Origin of the sequence: Burkholderia cenocepacia (genome assembly GCF_014211915.1) — a bacterium.
Lineage (GTDB): Bacteria > Pseudomonadota > Gammaproteobacteria > Burkholderiales > Burkholderiaceae > Burkholderia > Burkholderia orbicola.
In genome coordinates, this window is the sequence record NZ_CP060039.1 from 2,364,544 (window position 1) to 2,383,759 (window position 19,216).

Annotated in this window: 5 protein-coding genes; 4 read left to right on the forward strand and 1 reads right to left on the reverse strand. The window is 71.6% G+C overall.

Translation table 11 applies throughout. The features are described 5' to 3' along the window. Positions 1-99: 99 nt before the first annotated feature. Complete coding sequence (locus SY91_RS11340; protein ID WP_023478040.1) at positions 100-1,845, reverse strand: cyclic peptide export ABC transporter; 1,746 nt, start codon at positions 1,843-1,845, stop codon at positions 100-102. Between the two features lie 266 nt (positions 1,846-2,111). Between SY91_RS11340 and SY91_RS11345 the strand changes: the two genes are divergently transcribed. From SY91_RS11345 to SY91_RS11360, 4 genes are read left to right on the forward strand one after another with little or no spacing between them, the layout of a single operon-like run. Then, on the forward strand, positions 2,112-11,771 hold the full coding sequence (locus SY91_RS11345) for a non-ribosomal peptide synthetase (protein WP_185920911.1): 9,660 nt from the start codon (positions 2,112-2,114) through the stop codon (positions 11,769-11,771). A gap of 9 nt (positions 11,772-11,780) precedes the next feature. Then, positions 11,781-16,769: a non-ribosomal peptide synthetase gene (locus SY91_RS11350; protein WP_185920912.1), complete on the forward strand. Its 4,989-nt coding sequence runs from the start codon at positions 11,781-11,783 to the stop codon at positions 16,767-16,769. Beyond that, on the forward strand, positions 16,759-17,790 hold the full coding sequence (locus SY91_RS11355; RefSeq protein WP_034174140.1) for a GNAT family N-acetyltransferase: 1,032 nt from the start codon (positions 16,759-16,761) through the stop codon (positions 17,788-17,790). The genes SY91_RS11350 and SY91_RS11355 overlap by 11 nt, the downstream gene beginning before the upstream one ends. A 32-nt stretch (positions 17,791-17,822) precedes the next feature. Then, positions 17,823-19,199 (forward strand): lysine N(6)-hydroxylase/L-ornithine N(5)-oxygenase family protein, encoded by a 1,377-nt coding sequence (locus tag SY91_RS11360; RefSeq protein ID WP_006476044.1) that lies wholly within the window; start codon positions 17,823-17,825, stop codon positions 19,197-19,199. Positions 19,200-19,216 lie beyond the last annotated feature (17 nt).

Here is a 19,216-nt window from a genome sequence, read left to right on the forward strand (position 1 = left end):
TTCGCCACACGTCAGCTGCTGAATTCCCCGCTGAAAACGACGATCGCCGACACACTGCCCATGCAGCGTGCCGGCGGTTTTTTATCGACTGTCGTCAGGTTACGCGCTCAGCGCATCGACGCCATCCTGCGCACGCAGGCGCGCCGGTTGCGTATCGCTGACGATGCGCCCGTTGTCGAGCTTCAGCAGACGGTCGGCGAGGTTGAAGTAGCGGTCGTCGTGCGTGATCACGATCACGGCCTTGCCGCGCGCGCGCAGCTCCGGCAGCAGTTGCTCGTAGAACACGGCCTTGAACGACGGGTCCTGGTCGGCCGCCCATTCGTCGAACAGGTAGAACGGGCGATCTTCCAGGTACGCGACGACGAGCGCGAGCCGCTTGCGCTGGCCGGTCGACAGCGCGCGCGTCGAGAACGCGCCGTCGACCACCTTCACCTTGTGATCGAGCGCGAGTTTCGCGACGAGCGCGTTCGCCCGTGCATCGGCCTGCGCACGCGACGGATCGTCGGGGTCGACGATGCCGAGCAGCGCATCGAACAGGTGGAAATCGTTGAACACCGCGCTGAAGCGCTGCCGGTAGGCCGCGCGCTCGCGCCAGCCGATCGTGCGGCCGTCGACCTCGATCGTGCCTTGCTCGGGCTCGTAGAGCCCGGTCAGCACCTTCGCGAGCGTGGTCTTGCCGCTGCCGTTGCCGCCGACGATGAACACGAGCTCGCCCGGCTTGATCGTCAGGTCGATCGGCCCGATGCTGAACATCCGTTCGTCGCGTTCGTGGAAATACGCGTGCGTGACGCCGCGCAGCGTGACGGCGCCGGCCGGCGGCACGTCGGGCGCATCGGCCGCGGGCGGCACCGTGCGCAGCGCGCCGAATTCGGCCATCACGCCTTCGATCCGCCCGAGCGACACGCGCGCCGCATTGACGGTCGGCAGGTTGTTCAGCAGGCCGTCGAGCGGCACGAGCATGAACAGGAACACGACGACGTAGCCGGCCGCCGTGGCCGGATCGGCATGCACGCCGAGCTGCGGCCAGAACGACGCGACGCCGAGGAACACGTAGAACAGGAAGATGATCCAGCCGACCCCGACCGCATACGCGCTGAACGCACGGCGGCGGTGGTCGCGCACTTCGCCGATCGCGGCGCCGAGCTGGCCGTCGACGAACTGGCGGGCGCGCGCGTCGTGCAGCTTCAGCTCCTTCGCGCCGGAGAACAGCGAGCCGAGATAGCCGAACAGGCGGTCCTGCGCCTGGCCGGCGGCTTCGAGCGCCGCGATCGCGCGGCGATCGCCGGTGTGATAGCCGAGCGAGCCGGCGATGATCGCGGCCAGCGCCAGCAGGCACACGGGCCACGACAGCCACGCCAGATAGCCGAGGCAGCCGAACACGATCGAGCCGTGCATGACCAGGTTCGGCAGCGCGAAGAACAGCATCGACACGTTGGTCGCGTCGTCGGTCAGCACCGACTGCACGGGCGCCGCGCCGATCCGCTCGATGTCGCGCAGCTCGGCCGCGCCGACGCGCCGCGCCAGATGCACGCGCAAGCGCGCCATCGTGTCCTGCGACAGGCGGGCGAACAGCGTGCCCGACACGATCCGCGTGACGAGCGCGATCACCGCGCACAGGGCGAAGCGCCACGCGAGCGCCGCGTCGGCGGCGCCCGGTTGCGACAGCGCGCGGTTCAGCGTCGCGACGAGCAGCACGCTCGCGACGCCGTTCAGCACGCATGCGGTGAGCGCCAGCGTGAGCGACACGCGGCTTTCGCGCAGCAGCGCAAGGATCAGGCGCGCCGCGGGGCGGCCGGGGGAAGCGTCGAGGGACGGCGGGGAAGAAGGCTCGTGGGCGGCTGTCATCGGCAACGTCGGTAAAGGGAAGGCAGGCAATAACGCGGAAACGGCAAATCTGACGCGAAAGCGGCGGGGCGAGCCCATTCCGGCTTTCCTCCCTGATAGACGAACGGGCCGCGCAAATATTTAGTCCCATCGGCAAAAAAAGCGGCCGCACGTACTTTGCGCGCAAAACGGTAAAAAATCGGCCGCGCCGTTCGTCACACCAGTGAAGCCGCCCCAAGCGGCCCCGAGACTTGGCCGAAGCGGCCGGACCGAAGGACTTCATGCACATGACGAGTTTCCCGACTGCGCTGCATCACCGAATCCGCGAACTGGCGCGCGTCGCGCCCGACGCACCCGCCATCGCGGTGCCTTTCCAGAACGACCTGCGGCTGTCGCGCGGTGCGCTCGATGCGCGTGCGTCGCAGCTCGCCCGGCAACTGCGCGCGGCCGGCGTCGGCGCCGAAGTGCGGGTCGGCGTGTGCGTCGAGCGTTCGGGCGAACTGTTCGTCGCGCTGCTGGCCGTGCTCAAGGCCGGCGGCGTATTCGTGCCGCTCGATCCGCGTCATCCGGCCGCGCGCCTCGACTGGATCGTGCAGGACGCGCAACTGCGGCACGGCATCGTCGACGCCGCCGGCCGCGCGGCGCTCGGCACACCATTCGAACACGTGTTCGACGTGACGGCCGAAGCATCCGGCGTCGCGCAGGATCACGGGTTCGATGACGATACCGTGGCCGTGCATCCGCGGTCGGCCGCCTACATGATCTATACGTCGGGCTCGACCGGCACGCCGAAGGCGGTGGTCGTCGAGCACGGGCCGCTCGCCGCGCATTGCGACGCGCTCGCGGCCGCGCTGCCGATCGAGGCCGGCGTCCGTCTGCTGCATTTCGCGTCGGTCAACTTCGACGCCGCGCACGAATGCTGGCTCGCGCCGCTCGCGGTCGGCGCCGGCATCGTCGTGGCGCCGCCGCAGCCGTTCGCGCCGGTCGACGCTCACACGCTGATGGTGCGCGAAGCGGTCAACGTCGCCGCGTTTCCGCCCCCCTACCTGCGCGAATTCGCGGCCGTCGCCGCGCGCGACGGCGTGCCGCCGGCGTTGCGCGTGCTCGCTTTCGGCGGTGAAGCGCTGCCGCAGCAGGCGTTCGAATTCGTGCGCCGCACGTTCCCGGCCGTGCGCCTGATCAACGGTTACGGGCCGACCGAAGCCGTGATCTCGCCGATGCTGTGGCCGGTCGAGCCGGGCGAGACACCGGCGCTGGCCGCGGACGACGCGTATGCGTCGCTGCCGATCGGTCGCGTGATCGGCCCGCGGGTCGCACGCATCGACGACGCCGATGCCGATGGAGTGGGCGAACTGCTGCTCGGCGGTGTGTGCGTCGCACGCGGTTATCACGGCCGCCCGGCGCTCACGGCCGAACGGTTCGTTCCCGATGCGGACGGTGAACCCGGCGCGCGCGTCTATCGCACCGGCGACCTTGCACGCCTGCGCGACGACGGCGCATACGATTATCTGGGCCGCCTCGACGATCAGGTCCAGGTGCGCGGCGTACGCGTGGAGCCGGCGGAAATCGCCGCGTGCCTGCGCTCGCATCCGGCCGTGGCCGACGCGGCCGTGATCGCCGACACCGCCAACGGGCCGACGCGGCTGATCGCGTGCGTCGCGCTGCGCGCGACGGCCGACGATGCCGCGTTGAAGGCGCACGTGGCCGCACAACTGCCGGCCGCGTGGCAGCCGCACCGGTTCGTGCGTTGCGATGCGCTGCCGTACACGCTGAACGGCAAGCTCGACCGTGCCGCGCTGCGCGAGCGGATTGCCGCCGCGCGCGACACGTCGCAAGCCGCCGGCGATGCGCCGCGCACGCCGACCGAACAGCAGATCGCGGGCCTCTGGCAAACGCTGCTTGGTCTCGACGTCATGCCGTCGCGCGACGATCGTTTCTTCGCGCTGGGTGCCGATTCGCTCGCCGCGATGCAGTTGCAGGCCGCGATCCGTGCCGCCGTGCGCGTGAACCTGCGGCTCGACACGCTGTTCGCCGATCCGGCGCTCGCCGAGCTGGCCGACACGGTCGATGGCGCGGAACGCGAAACCAGCGAACCGCTGGTCACGATCACCGCGCGCCGCACGCCGGCCGATGCTGCCGCATCGGACGCGCCGTACGTCGATCGTGCGGCATCGCTCGCGCAGCAACGCTTCTGGGTGCTCGCGCAAACGCGCGACGCCAGCGCCGCGTATCACATCGCCGCACACTGGACGATCGACGGCGTGCTCGACCGCGACGCGCTGCAGCGCGCGCTCGATCACGTGATCGGCCGTCACGAAGCGTGGCGCACGACGCTCGTCGACAACGACGACGGCGTCGTGATGCAACGGATTCACGCGCATCTGCCGGTATCGATCGCCGCGGTCGACCTGCGCGATCAACCGCAGGCCGCCCGCGATGCGCAAGCCGCGCGCCTCGCCGAGCGCGACGCGGCCGTGCCGTTCGACCTCGCACGCGGCCCGCTGCTGCGCGCGACGCTGGTCGTGCTCGCGGACGACCGGCACCGCCTGCTGCTGACCGCGCATCACGCGATCACCGACGGCTGGAGCTCGCGCTGCGCGTTCGACGAACTGTCGGCTGCGTATCGCGCGTATGCCGAAGGCCGCGAACCGTCGCTGCCCGCATTGCCGATCCAGTACGCCGACTACGCGGACTGGCAGCGCGACATGCTGGCCGGCGGCGAGGGCGAGCGTCAGCTCGACTACTGGCGCGATGCGTTGCGGGACGTGCCGGGCCCGCTCGCGCTGCCGGTCGACCGCCAGCCGGGCGCCACGCGCACGCTGCATGGCGCACGTGTATCGGTGCGCCTGCCCGATGCGGTCGCGGCCGACGTGCGGCAACTCGCACGCGACGCGCAGGCGACCGTCTTCACGGTGCTGCTGGCCGCGCTCGACGCATGGCTGTCGCGCCTGACCGGCGAAACGGACGTCGTCGTCGCGGTGCCGGTCGCGCATCGCCAGCGTCCTGAAACGCGCGCATTGCTGGGTCTGTTCCTGAATACGGTCGCGCTGCGCGTGCGCGTGGCGCCGACGCTGCCGTTCCGTGCGCTCGTCGATGCGGCGCGCACCGCGGCGCTCGACGCGGTCGCGCACCAGGACGTGCCGTTCGAGCGCGTCGTCGACGCGGTGAAGCCACCCGTCAAGCGCGGCGACGAATGGCTGCGCGTGAAGTTCGCGCAGCAGTTCGACGCACGGCACGACAGCGTGCTGCCGGGCGCGACGGCGGTCGCGACGCCGGGGCCCGATCTCGCCGCGCGCTTCGACTTCGCGCTGGATTTCACCGACGACGCGAACGGGATCGAACTGGTCGCGGCCTATGCGACCGACTGCATCGAGGCCGACACCGCACGTGCGTGGCTCGACAGCTATGCGGCACTCGTCGCGTCCGCCGCCCATGAACCGCACGCCACGACGGCCGCGCTGCCGTGCGATGCGTCGGCTGCGTCGCGCCAGCCGCGCGACGGCCGTGCGCTGCGTATCGAGCATGCCGACATCGTCGCCGCGTTTGCGCGGCAGGCAGCCGCCTATCCGCATCGCGTCGCGCTTTCCGACGCATCGATTTCGCTGACGTTCGCCGAACTCGACGACGCATCGAACCGCATCGCACGGGCGCTCACGCAACGCGGCGTGGCCGCCGAAGCGGCCGTCGTCGTCTGCATCGAGCGCTCGACACGGTTCGTCGTCGGCCTGCTCGGCGCGCTGAAAGCCGGCGCGCTGGCCGTGCTGCTCGACCCCGCGCAGCCGGCCGCGCGTCTCGCCGCGGCCGCCGCCGACTGCGGCGCGCGCTGGGCGCTCGTCGCGGAGCCGGCCGCATGGCCGGCCGGCCTCGACGCGCAGTCGCTCGACGTCGACGCGCTGGCGCAGGACGCGACGCTCGCCCACGCGGCCGGCGTGCGCGTCGCGCCGCACCCGGAACAGGGTGCATACCTGATCTATACGTCCGGCTCGACCGGCACGCCGAAGGGCGTCGTCGTGTCGCACGGCGCACTGGCCGACTACGTGCAGGGGATGCTCGACGAACTCGCGTTCGCGCCCGACGCATCGTTCGCGATGGTCTCGACGGTCGCGGCAGATCTCGGCCACACGACGCTGTTCGGCGCGTTGTGCGCGGGCCGCACGCTGCACCTGCTGCCGGCTGCGTGCGCATTCGATCCGGACCTGTTCGCCGACGAAATGCGCCGCCGCGAAGTCGGCGTGCTGAAGATCGTGCCGAGCCATCTGCAAGCGCTGCTCGACGCGCGCGTGCCGGCCGACGTGCTGCCGCGCCACGCGCTCGTGACGGGCGGCGAAACGCTCACGTGGGCGCTCGTCGCGCGCCTGGCCGCGCTCGCGCCGGCCTGCCGCGTGATCAACCATTACGGGCCGACCGAAGCGACCGTCGGCGCGATCGCGTGCGACACGGCGTCGATTGCCGCCGACGCGCGCGATCCCGCGAGCGGCGTGCCGCTCGGCCTGCCGCTGCCGAATGCGCGCGCGCTGGTGCTCGATGCGTTCGGCGCGTGCGTGCCGGCCGGCGCGACCGGCGAGCTGTATCTGGGCGGGCCGGGCGTTGCGCGCGGCTACCTCGGCCGCCCCGCGCAAACCGCCGAGCGCTTCGTGCCCGATCCGTTCACGCCCGGCGCGCGGCTGTATCGCACGGGCGACCGCGTGCGGTTGCGCACGGACGGCCGCCTCGCATTCCTCGGCCGGATCGACGATCAGGTGAAGATTCGCGGCTACCGCGTCGAGCCGGGCGAGGTGAGCGCCGCCGTGCGCGCGGCCGGCCCGATCGCGCAGGCCGAAACGCTCGCGATCGAGCACGACGGCCGCCTGCGGCTCGCGACGTTCGTCGTGATGCGCGACGGCGTGGCATTCGACGAAGCGGCAGTGCGCGCTGCGCTCGCCGCGACGTTGCCCGATTACATGGTGCCCGCGCAGTTCGTCGCGCTGATGCGCCTGCCCGTGACGGCGAACGGCAAGATCGATCGCGCGGCATTGCGCGAACTGGCAGCGGTGCCGGTCGCGGTCGCGTCCAGCGATGCGCCGCAGGGCGCGGTCGAGACGGTGCTCGCCGACGTCTGGCAGGCCGTGCTGAAGGCGCCGAAGGTCGGCCGCGACGACAATTTCTTCGAACTCGGCGGCGATTCGATCCTCGTGCTGCAGGTGATCGCCCGTGCCCGCAAGCGCGGCGTGCGCTTCACGCCGAAGCAACTGTTCGACGGGCCGACCGTCGCCGAACTCGCGCGGATCGCGAAAACGGATGACACGGCAGTTGCCTCGAACCCTGCGGTTGCGCCTGCAACGGTCACGCCGGCCGCCACTCCGATCCTGACGCCCGCACAACAACGCTTCTTCGCGCTCGATATCCCGCACCGCGGCCACTGGAATCAATCGGTGTCGTTCGATGTGCGCGGCGCGTTCGACGCGGATGCATTCGCACGCGCATTCGACGCGTTGCTCATGCATCACGACGCATTCCGCCAGCGCTTCGCACGCGGCGCGGACGGCACGTGGCACGCGAGCGATGCGGCGAAGCCGTACGACGCGCTGCCGTTCGTCGAAGTCGCCGCACGCGACGAAGCCGACGCGCTGGCACGCTTCGACGCGCTGCAACGCCGTCTCGACCTCGGCAACGGGCCGCTCGCCTGCGCGTGCGCGGCACGGCTGCCGGACGGTTCGACGCGGCTTTATCTGGCGATTCACCATGCGATCGTCGACGGCGTGTCGTGGCGCATCCTGCTCGACGACCTCGACGGCGCCTACCGCGCGGCATGCGAACGTACGCCGGTCCGCCTGTCGCAGCCGGGCCTGCGCGCCGACGCATGGGCCGCCCGGCTCGCCCGCGCGGCAACGGAACCGGCGTCGCCGTTCGCAGGTGAAGTCACCTACTGGGCCGGCATGGCGCAGGGCGACGACATCGTGCCCGATCACCCCGGCGCAGCGGCGACGAACGCCGATGCCGGCGTCGTCGTGCAGACGATCGACGCGGCATTGACCCGTGCCGCATTGACCGACGCACATGCGGCCTATCGCACGCAGACGATCGAGCTGCTCGGCGCGGCGCTCGCGCTGGCGCTGGCCGGCGCGCGCGGCGCCGCATCGTGCCGGGTCGAACTGGAAGGACACGGCCGCGAAGCGCTGTTCGACGACGCGGATGCCAGCCGCACGATCGGCTGGCTGACGAGCCATTACCCGGTGACGCTGCCGGTCGCAGCGACGGCCCGCGACACGCTGTGCGCGGTCAAGGACACGCTGCGCGCGGTGCCGCACAAGGGGCTTGGCTTCGGCGTGCTCGCGCGCTTCGGCGATACGGCCACGCGTGCGGCGCTGGCTGCCGTGCCGCGTCCGTGCGTCACGTTCAACTATCTCGGCCAGTTCGACGCGCCGCGCGATGCGACGCTCGTGCCGCGTTTCGGCGGCACCGGCGTCGAGCGCGATCCCCAAGGGCCGCTCGGCAACGCGCTCGCGATTCATGCGTACCTCGACACGGACGGCGACGGCGCGCGCACGCTGAAGGTGCATTGGGTCTACGGTGCGCCGCAATTCGAACGCGCGACGATCGATGCGTTCGCCGAACGCTTCGCCACCGCGCTGCGCGAACTCGTCGATGCATGTGCGTCACGCGTCGCGCATCGCGGCGCCGGCGCGACGCCGGGCGATTTCCCGCTCGCGCAGGCCGCCGGCCTCACGCAGGCCGCGATCGAACGCGCGCCGCTCGACTGGCGCACGATCGACGACGTGTATCCGCTGTCGCCGATGCAGCAGGGCATCCTGTTCCATGCGCTGTTCGCGCCCGGCCACGCGAGCTACGTGAACCAGCTCGTCGCGACCGCCACCGGGCTGGACGCCGACCGGCTCGCGGCCGCGTTCGACGCGTCGGTCGCCCGTCACGACATCCTGCGCACGAGCGTGATGCCGGACGAAGCCGCGCCGCTGCAGTGCGTGCATCGTCACGCGCGCATGCCGGTCGAACAGCTCGACTGGCGCACGCGCGGCGACACGCTCGATGCCGATTTCGATGCATGGCTCGCGGCCGACCGCACGCGCGGTTTCGACTGGCGCGAGCCGCCGCTGATGCGGCTCACGCTGATCCGCGTGACGGACGACGCGTGGCGGGTCGTCTGGACGCGTCACCACGTGCTGCTCGACGGCTGGAGCACCGCGCGCCTGCTCGCCGACGTGCTGCGCGACTACCGCGACCCGGACGCCGTGTCGCCGTTCGCGAGCCGTCCGGCGCTGCGCTATCGCGATTTCATCGCATGGCTCGGCACGCGCGACCGCGATGCCGACGAGCGCTTCTGGACCGGGCGCCTGGCACGGCTCGATGCGCCGACGCTGATCGCGGAACGCACGGCCGACCGCGCGGATGCCGAGATGGTCACGTGGCGCGCAACGCTCGATGCCGACACGACGGCGCGCGTCGCGCAGACCGCCCGCGCGCTGAAGCTGACCGTCAACACGCTGGTGCAGGGCGCCTGGGCGCTCGCGCTGCAGCGGATGACGCACCAGCCGGCCGTCGCGTTCGGCGCGACCGTCGCCGGCCGCCCCGACGCGCTCGCGGACGTCGACTCGGTGCTCGGTCTCTTCATCAACACGCTGCCGGTCATCACCGCGCCGGCGCCGCAGCAACGCGCGGCCGACTGGCTGCAAACGCTGCAACGCGAGAACGCGGCGGCCGCCGAACACGCACACACGCCGCTCGCCGACATCCAGCGTTGGGCGCGCGGGTCGGGCGGCGCACTGTTCGACACGCTGGTCGTGTTCGAGAACTATCCGGTGGACGACACCGCGCGTGACGCCGATCCGCACGCGCTGGCGTTGAGCGGCGTACGCAGCATCGAAGCGACCGATTTCGCACTGACGCTCGTGATCGAGAGCGGCGCCGAACTGACGATCGACTACGGCTACGACACCGCTCGCGTCGATGCGAGTCAGGTGGAGACCTGGCACCGCGCGTTCGCTTGCGCGCTCGATGCGCTGGCCCGCACGCCGGACGCGCTGCTCGGCACGCTGTCGATCGCCGACGAGGCGACCCGCGACGCGCTGGTGCGCGCGCAGGACACCGCACGGACCTGGCCGATGGAACAACGCCAGCCGCTGCATCTGCAATTCGCCGACGCGGCACGGGCGACGCCCGACGCGATCGCGCTCGAGTATGCGGACGCGCACGGCCGCGTGCAGCGCGCGACCTACCGCGAACTCGACGCCGCCACGTCGCGCATCGCGGCCGCGCTGCGCCGGCGCGGCGTGCAGCCCGACACGCCGGTCGCGCTATGCGTCGAACGCTCGTTCGACATGGTGATGGCGCTCGTCGGCGTACTGAAGGCCGGCGCCGCGTATCTGCCGGTCGATCCCGACTATCCGGCCGAGCGCATTGCATACCTGCTGCGCGACGCGCGGCCGGCCGTCGCGATCACGCAGGCGCATCTGCGCGAGCAAGTCGAGGCCGCGCTGGGCGAGGGCGCCGACACGCAACTGCTGACGGTCGCGGATCTGCTGGCCGACGAAGCGGGCGATATCGCCGATGAAACCGCGGCGATCGACGACGCGCAGCTCGCGTACCTGATCTACACGTCCGGCTCGACCGGCAAGCCGAAGGGTGCCGGCAACACGCACGGCGCGCTGGCGAACCGGATCGCGTGGATGCAGCATGCGTACCGGCTGACGCGCGACGACGTCGTGCTGCACAAGACGCCGTTCGGCTTCGACGTGTCGGTGTGGGAATTCGTGTGGCCGCTGGCGATCGGCGCGAAGCTCGCGATCGCAGCACCCGGCGACCACCGCGACCCAGCCCGTCTGGCCGCCGCGATCCACGCGCACGGCGTGACGGTGCTGCATTTCGTGCCGTCGATGCTTGCCGCGTTCGCCGCGCATCTCGACGATTTCTCGGCCGCCGCGCAATGCGACAGCGTGCGCCTGATCGTCGCGAGCGGGGAGGCGCTGGCGCCCGAACTCGTCGCGAAGATGGCGCGGTTGCTGCCGAACGCGACGCTCGTGAACCTGTACGGGCCGACCGAAGCCGCGATCGACGTGTCGCACTGGACCTGCGGCCCCGACGACGCGCATGCGGTCGCGGTGCCGATCGGTCATCCGATCGCGAACCTGCAACTGCACGTGCTCGACGCCGCATGGCAGCCGGTGCCGGCCGGCGCGACCGGCGAACTGTATCTGGCGGGCGCGGGCCTCGCGCGCGGCTATCTCGGCCGTCCTGCGCTGACCGCCGAGCGCTTCGTGCCCGATCCGTTCGTGCCGGGCGCCCGCATGTACCGCACCGGCGACCTCGCACGACGGCGCGCGGACGGCGCGCTCGACTACCTCGGCCGCGTCGACACGCAGGTGAAGCTGCGCGGCCAGCGGATCGAGCCGGGCGAGATCGAGGCGCTGCTGCGCGCGGCGCCGGGTGTCAACGATGCGGTCGTGATCGTGCGCGACGAGCAACTGATCGGCTATGTCGCCCGCGGCGACGCCGGCCCGCTCGACCGTACGGCCCTGCTCGACGCACTGCGTGCGCAACTGCCGGCGTACATGGTGCCGTCGCAGCTGATCGAGCTCGACGCGTTGCCCGTCACGCCGAACGGCAAGTGCGACCGCCATGCGCTGCCCGCGCCGGTGCGTGAAGCAACCGAAGCCGTCGAACTCGCGACCGACACCGAACGCGCGCTCGCCGACATCTGGCAACGCGTGCTGCACGTGGACGCGATCGGCCGCGACGGCGATTTCTTCCTGCTCGGCGGCCACTCGCTACTCGCGACGCAGGCCCACGCGCAGGCCAACCTGCACTGGGGGCTTGCGCTGCCGCTGCGCACGCTGTTCGACACGCGCACGCTGGCGCGCTGCGCGGAAGCGATCGACGCGGCCTGCGCGGCACGCGGCGCGACCGATGCGGCGAGCGCGATCGACGCGCTGCTCGGCGAACTGGAAACCCAATAAGGACGACGGATGACGAAGGTTCAACCCGACTGGCTGGCGCTCGCGACGCGTTTCGCGCAACTGCCCGACGCGCAGCGCGCGGTCTTCATCGACAAGCTCGGCGCGGCCGGCATCGACTTCCGCGTGCTGCCGATCCCGCCGCGCACGCCGCGCAGCGACCGCGTGCCGGCATCGTTCGCGCAGACGCGGCTGTGGTTGCACGCGCGGCTGATCGATGCGCCGGACGCGTATCACATCACCGAGCGCCTCGCGCTGACGGGCCCGCTCGACGGGCATGCGCTGCGTCTTGCGTGCGATGCGCTGATCGCGCGCCATGAGGCGCTGCGCACGACCTTCGACGAAGCGCAGGACGGCGTCGCGCAGACGATCCACGCGCCGTTGCGCTGCCCGTGGCGCGAAACCGATCTCGAAGCGTTGCCGGACGCGCAGCGCGCAGCGCGCGCGGAAGCCGTCGCGACGGCCGACGAAGCCGAACCGTTCGATCTCGGCACGGCGCCGCTCGTGCGCGCGCATCTGGTCCGCTTCGACGCGACGCATCACTGGCTCGCACTGACCGTCCATCACATCGTGTCGGACGGCTGGTCGTCGGGCGTGATGCTGGAAGAACTCGCGGCGTTCTATCGCGCGTATGCGTCCGACCGGCCGGTGCCGCTCGCGCCGCTGCCGATCCAGTACGCCGACTACGCGCTGTGGCAGCGCCGCTGGCTCGATGCCGGCGAGCGCGACCGTCAGCTCGCGTTCTGGCGCGAACGGCTCGATCCGCAGCGCGGCGTGCTGACGCTGCCGGGCGCGACCGCGCGGCCGGCCCGTCGCAGTGCGCGCGGCGCGCGTCATGTGTTTTCGCTCGACGCACGTATCGGTGCGCAGTTGCGCGCATTCGCGGCCGCATCCGGCGCGACGCCGTTCGCGGTGCTGCTCGCCGCGCTCGATGCGCTGCTGGCGCGCGCAACCGGCGACGCCAGGATCTGCGTCGGCGTGCCGGCCGCGAACCGCGAGCGCGCGGAAGTCGCCGGCCTGATCGGCTTCTTCGTCAACACGCTCGCGATCGACGTCGACGTGCCCGCGCACGGCGATTTCTCGTCGCTGGTCGCGCGTACGCAGCGCGCACTCGTCGACGCGCAGATGCACCAGGACGTGCCGTTCGAGCAGGTGGTCGATGCGCTCGGCGTGCCGCGCAGCGCGAGCCACCATCCGCTGTTCCAGGTGATGGCCGCGTACGGCGAACGCCGCGCGCTGCCGGCCCTCGGCGCGGCGTCGGCCGCGTTGCTGCCGTCCGGCACGCCGTCCGCGAAATTCGACCTGACGCTGTCCGTCGAAGCGACGCCGGACGGCACGTTCGACGCCGCCTTCATCTACGCGCTCGACCTGTTCGACGCGGATGCGATCACGCGGCTGGCCGCGCGCTTCGTCACGCTGCTGACCGACGCGCTCGCGCGCCCGGATCTGCCGATCGGCGATCTCGACTGGCTGCCTGCCGACGAACGCGCACAGCTCTTCGCATGGAACGCGCCGGCGGGCGCGACCGAGGCCGAGCCGTTCGTACCGGTGCATGCACGCATCGCCGCCCATGCGCACGCGCGGCCCGACGCACGCGGCGTCGCCGATATCGACCGCGCATTGACGCGCGGCGAAGTCGATGCCCGTGCCGCACGTTTGGCGCGCCATCTGGTGGCGGCCGGCGTGCGGCACGAGATGCGCGTGGGCGTTGCGCTGCAGCGCTCGGTCGATCTGCTCGTCGCGCTGATCGCGGTGCTGAAGTCGGGCGCCGCGTTCGTGCCGCTCGATCCGGCGCATCCGCGCGAACGGCTCGCGCAGATCGTCGGCGATGCGGCCATCGCGCACGTGCTGACCGACGCCGCGAGCGCCGCGTCGCTGCCCGACTTGCCTGAACTGCGCATCTGGCGCGCGGACGCAATCGACGCGCTCGACGAAGCCGCGCACGTCGCGCTGCCGGACGTGCTGCCCGGTCACGCGGCGTATGCGATCTACACGTCGGGTTCGACCGGCAAGCCGAAGGGCGTGATCGTCGACCACGCGTCGTTCGCGCTGCATTGCGCGGCGATCGCCGAGCGCTACGGCGCGGGTGAAAACGACGTGTTCCTGTTGTTCCAGTCGGTGAATTTCGACGGCGCGCACGAAGGCTGGTTTTCGCAATACATGTCGGGCGCCGCCGTGTCGGTGACGGCCGACGTGCTGTGGCCGCCCGCGCAGACCTGCGCGATGATGATCCGCGACGGGGTGACGATGACCTACGTGCCGCCCGGCTGCGCGGCCCAGCTCGCGGAATGGGCGCTTGCGCACGGCGCACCGCCGACGCTGCGTTCGCTGACCGTCGGCGGCGAGGCGACGTCGCGCGAGGCGTTCGCGATGCTGCGCCGCGCGCTGCCGAACGTACGCATGGTCAACGGTTACGGCCCGACCGAAACGGTCATCACGCCGACGCTGTGGATGTTCCGGCCCGGCGACGCGCTCGCGAAGCTCGGCGACGCCGCGTATCTGCCGATCGGCACGCTGGTCGGCGCGCGCACCGCGCACGTGCTCGACGCTCGGCTGCATCCGCTGCCGGTCGGCGTGATCGGCGAACTGTACCTGGGCGGCGAGGGCATCGGCGTCGCGCGCGGCTACCTCGACCGTCCGGCGCTGACCGCCGAGCGCTTCGTGCCCGATCCGTACGGCGCGCCGGGCGCGCGACTGTACCGTACCGGCGACCTCGTGCGGCGCCGCGCGAACGGCGTGTTCGATTTCATCGGCCGCGTCGATCACCAGGTGAAGCTGCGCGGCCTGCGCATCGAACTCGGCGAAATCGAAGCGCAGCTCGCCGCGCACGATGCGGTGCGCGAAGCCTGCGCGGTCGTGCACGGGCAGGGCGCGCTCGCGCAGCTCGTCGCGTACGTCGAGCTGACCGCCGAGGCGCAGGCGGCCGCGCAGCCGGTCGAAGCCGCGACGCTCGACGCGCATCTGCGTCGCACGCTGCCCGATTACATGGTGCCCGCGCAACTGATCGTGCTCGACGCGCTGCCGCGCAACGCGAACAGCAAGGTCGACCGTGCGCGGCTGCCGGCGCCGGTGCGCGTCGAACGTGCGTACGAGGCGCCGCACGACGGCGACGAAGCCGCGCTCGCGGCGATCTGGTGCGACGTGCTGAACCTGGAGCGGGTCGGCCGCGGCGACCACTTCTTCGATCTCGGTGGTCATTCGCTCGCCGCCGTGCGTGTCGCGACGCGCGTGGCCGAACGGCTCGGCCGGGACGTGCCGGTGCGCGCGCTGTTCGAGGCGCCCGTGCTCGCGCAATACGCGCGGCAGGTGGCCGATGCGCCGCGCGCCGCACATACCGGCGCCACGGCGCCGGGCGTCGCGGTGGCCAAACCGGACGCGCACGGCGTGTGGCCGCTGTCGCCCGCGCAGCTCGGCCTGTGGTTCCTGTGGCGTGCGCAGCCGGACAGCGCCGCGTACAACATTCCGGTCGCGCTGCGTGTGCGCGGCCCGCTCGATGTCGACGCGCTGCGCGCCGCGTTCGCGGATGCGGCAGCCATGCATCCGGCGCTGCGTGCACGGCTCGTCGCACGCGACGGCGCGCTGCCGGGCCAGCGGATCGACGCAGACGTTGCCGTCGACCTGCCGGTGATCGACCTGTCGGCGCACGCCGATGTGCTGGCCCGCGCGGCCGCGCTGACCGACGAGGATGCGCTCGCGCCGTTCGACCTCGCGGCCGACGCGCCGCTGTGGCGCGCCCGCGTGTTGCGGCTCGGGGCGGACGATCACGTGCTGTCGGTGACGATCCATCACATCGTGTCGGATGGCGAATCGATCGAGCTGTGGCTGGACGCGGTGCGTGCCCGTTATGTCGCCCGCGTGCAGCGCGGCGCCGCCCCGGTCGACGAAGCAGTCGAACCGGCCGCACAGCCGCTCGTGCTGCCCGCGCCGTGCCATCCGGCGCGCGTCGCGTACTGGCGCGATGCGCTCGCCGATCTGCCGTCGCGCGTGTTGCCGCAGCGCACCGATGCGCCGGCCGTGCCGCAATGGCGTGCGGCCCGCATCGCGTTCGAATTCGATACGCAGCTGATTCGCGCCGCGCGCGACGCAGCGTCGGCCTCGCACGCGACGCTGCCGATGCTGCTGCACGCGGCGCTCAACACGGCACTGTTCCGCACGACGGGCGTGGCCGACCAGCCGGTCGGCGTGCTCGCGTCGACGCGCGAGCTCACGGGCGACGCGGCGCGTACCGCGCTGGGCCTCTTCATCAACTCGGTCGTCGTGCGCACGCGGATCGACCCGGCCGCGCGCCGCGCCGACGTGCTGGCGCAAGTGCGCGACACGGCGCTCGCCGCGTATGCGCATGCCGACGTGCCGTTCGCCGACGTCGTCGCCGCGCTGCGCGCGCCGCGCGCCGCGCAGGCCAATCCGCTGTTCCAGGTGATGTTCAACTACCTGCGCCCGACCGGCGCGGCCGCACGCGACTGGGCCGGCCTGTCGCTGGCCGAATTCGACGACGTGCGCCATCGCGTCGTGTTCACGCTGGAACTGGACGTCGTCGAGCATCCGGACGGCCGCGTGAGCGCCGCGTTTTCGTATGCGGATGAACTGCTCGCGCGCGATTTCGTCGAGGCGCTCGTCGATCTGTATCACGACGAAGTCGCGCGTTTCGCCGGTGCGTCGGAAGCGGCGCTGGGTGCACCGGATGCGCACGCAGCCAAGCACACTGCGTTCGACGCGCGCGCCAACGGCGCGACCCGGCCGAACGCAACGCCTTCGCCTGCCGCCGCCGTGCTCGCCGCGCTGTGGTCGGACACGTTCGCGACGGCCGCCCCCGAGCCCGATGCGGACCTGTTCGAAGCCGGCGCGACGTCGTTCGACGTCGTGCGCTTCGTCGACGCGGCCGGCCGTGCCGGCCATGCGCTGACGGTGGCCGACGTGTTCGCGGCACCGACGCTCGCGGCCCTCGGCGCGCGGCTCGATGCGCACGCGGAAACGGGGCAGGAGGCGCGCCATGCTGGCTGAAGTGCGTCCGGACGGATTCACGATGCTCGATACCTACCGTCTCGCGTTCGCGGACGGCCTGTTCGCCGTGCGCGACGGCGTGGAGATCCGCGTCGCGCAGGGCGACGGCATCGGCGCGCAGTTGCTGCGCGCGCAGCTCGGCGACGACGGCGCGCTGCGCCTCGTCGCGTACAACCATCGAGCGGCGCCGGCCGACCAGCGACGGGCGCTGCTGGCCGCCCTGGCCGCGGCGTTTTCGGACAGCGCGTGCCACGCGGCGATCCGGCTCGACCCGGCCGCATGGCCGGCCGTCGCGCTGGATGCGCTGCGCGCGAGCGGCGTCCTCGCCGACGGCGGCCGCTGCCTGCGTGACGGCTGGGCGCAACAGGCCGACCTGTGGCGCGTCGACCCGCCTCTGCCGTGCGCGACGCTGCCAACGATCACCGACGGCCGGCGTCATCCGCGCCGGCCGCCCGCACCGCGCGGCGATGTCTATGCGCGCGATCTGCCGGCGCTCGGCGTGCGCTTCACGTTGCGCGGCTGGCAGCCGGCGGAGGACACCGACCGACTCGTGCGCTGGTTCGACGAGCCGCGCGTGCGCGACGGCTGGCCGGGCGCGCAGCCCGCGCCCCGCGGCACGGAAGGCCCGCAGGAAACCGATCCGCACGTGACGCCGCTGGTCGGCTGTTTCGACGGCGAGCCGTTCGCGTATTTCGAGGTGTTCTGGCTGAAGGAGGACGCGCTCGGGCCGCACGTCGCGGCGGGCGACTACGACCGCGGGCTGCGGATGCTGGTCGGCGAGCCGCGCTGGCGCGGCGCGCATCGCGTGGCCGGCTGGCTGCCGTCCGTCGTGCATTACCTGTTTCTCGACGACCTGCGTACCGAAGCGGTCGGCTGTGCCGTTCCGGCCGGCCACACGCGGGTTGCCGACCATCTCGCGCGGCATGGCTTCGCGCGGCAGCGCCGTCTCGCGCTGGCCGACGCGCAGCCGTTGTGGATGCGCACGCTGCGCGAGACGTTCTTCTCCGGCCGTCACGTCTGACGGGCCGGATTCACCGACAAGGAAGCTGAGACATGCAGAGAGAAACCGTATTCGACCTGATCGGCGTCGGCTTCGGGCCGTCGAATCTGGCGCTGGCCGTGCGCCTCGCGGAGCGCAGCAGCGCGCACACGCTCGCCCATTGCTTCATCGAGCGTCAGCCGGAATTCGGCTGGCATCGCGGGATGCTGCTCGACGACTGCCGGATGCAGATTTCGTTTCTGAAGGATCTCGTCACGATGCGCGATCCGAAAAGCCGCTACACGTTCATCAACTATCTGTTCGAACGCGGCCGGCTGAACGAATTCGTCAACCTGAAGAACTTCTATCCGACCCGCGTCGAATTCCACGATTACCTGAGCTGGGTGGCCGATGCGTTCGACGATCGCGTCCATTACAGCGAGACCGTGCTGGGGATCGAACCGGTGCGCGGCGACGGCGCGAGGATCGACGCGCTGCGCGTGCTGTCGCGCGATGCGGCCGGCCACGAGCGTCAGCGCGTCACGCGCGCGCTGTCGGTCGGCGTCGGCGGCACGCCGGCGATTCCCGATGCGTTCGCCGCGCTCGGCCGCGACCGCGTGATCCATTCGTCGTCGTACCTGACCGACATCGACCGGCTCGTCGCGTCGCCCGACGGCGAGCGCCGCCGTGTCGCGGTGATCGGCGCGGGGCAGAGCGCGGCCGAAGTGTTCATCGACCTCGCACGCCGTTTCCCGCACGTCGACGCGAACCTCGTGATGCGTGCCGGCGCATTGAAGCCGGCCGACGACAGCCCGTTCGTCAACGAAATCTTCAGCCCCGAATTCACCGACGTCGTCTATGCGCAGCCGCACGACGCGCGCCGCGCGCTGCTCGAACGCTATCGCGACACGAACTATGCGGTGGTCGACCGGCCGCTGATCGAGCAGATCTACGAAATGCTGTACCTGCAGCGCATCGACGGCACGCCGCGTCATGCGCTGCTCGCGAACAGCGCGATCGAGGCCGCGGTGCGCACCGCCGACGGCCGCATCGAGCTGACGTTGCGCGACCGGATGAGCGGCGCGACGCGCGTCGAGCGCTTCGATGCGCTCGTGCTCGCGACCGGCTACCGCCGCGACACGCATTCGGCGCTGCTCGAAGGGCTTGCGCCGCATCTGGGCGATGCGCTCACGCGCGGCGACGTCACACGCGACTACCTGCTCGCGACGCCAGAGCACTTCGCGCCGCGCATCTACCTGCAAGGCTGCTGCGAAGACAGCCACGGCCTGTCCGACACGCTGCTGTCGGTACTGGCGCGCCGCGCGGACGAAATCTGCGCGTCGCTCGAAGACGGGATCGCGCCCGCGCATGACGAAGGCGCGGCCCGGACCACGCATGAAAAACGACCGAACGACGGGGTGAGCGCGAGCCGCATGGCTTTCGCTCTTTGACAAAGGCGCGGTCGGAG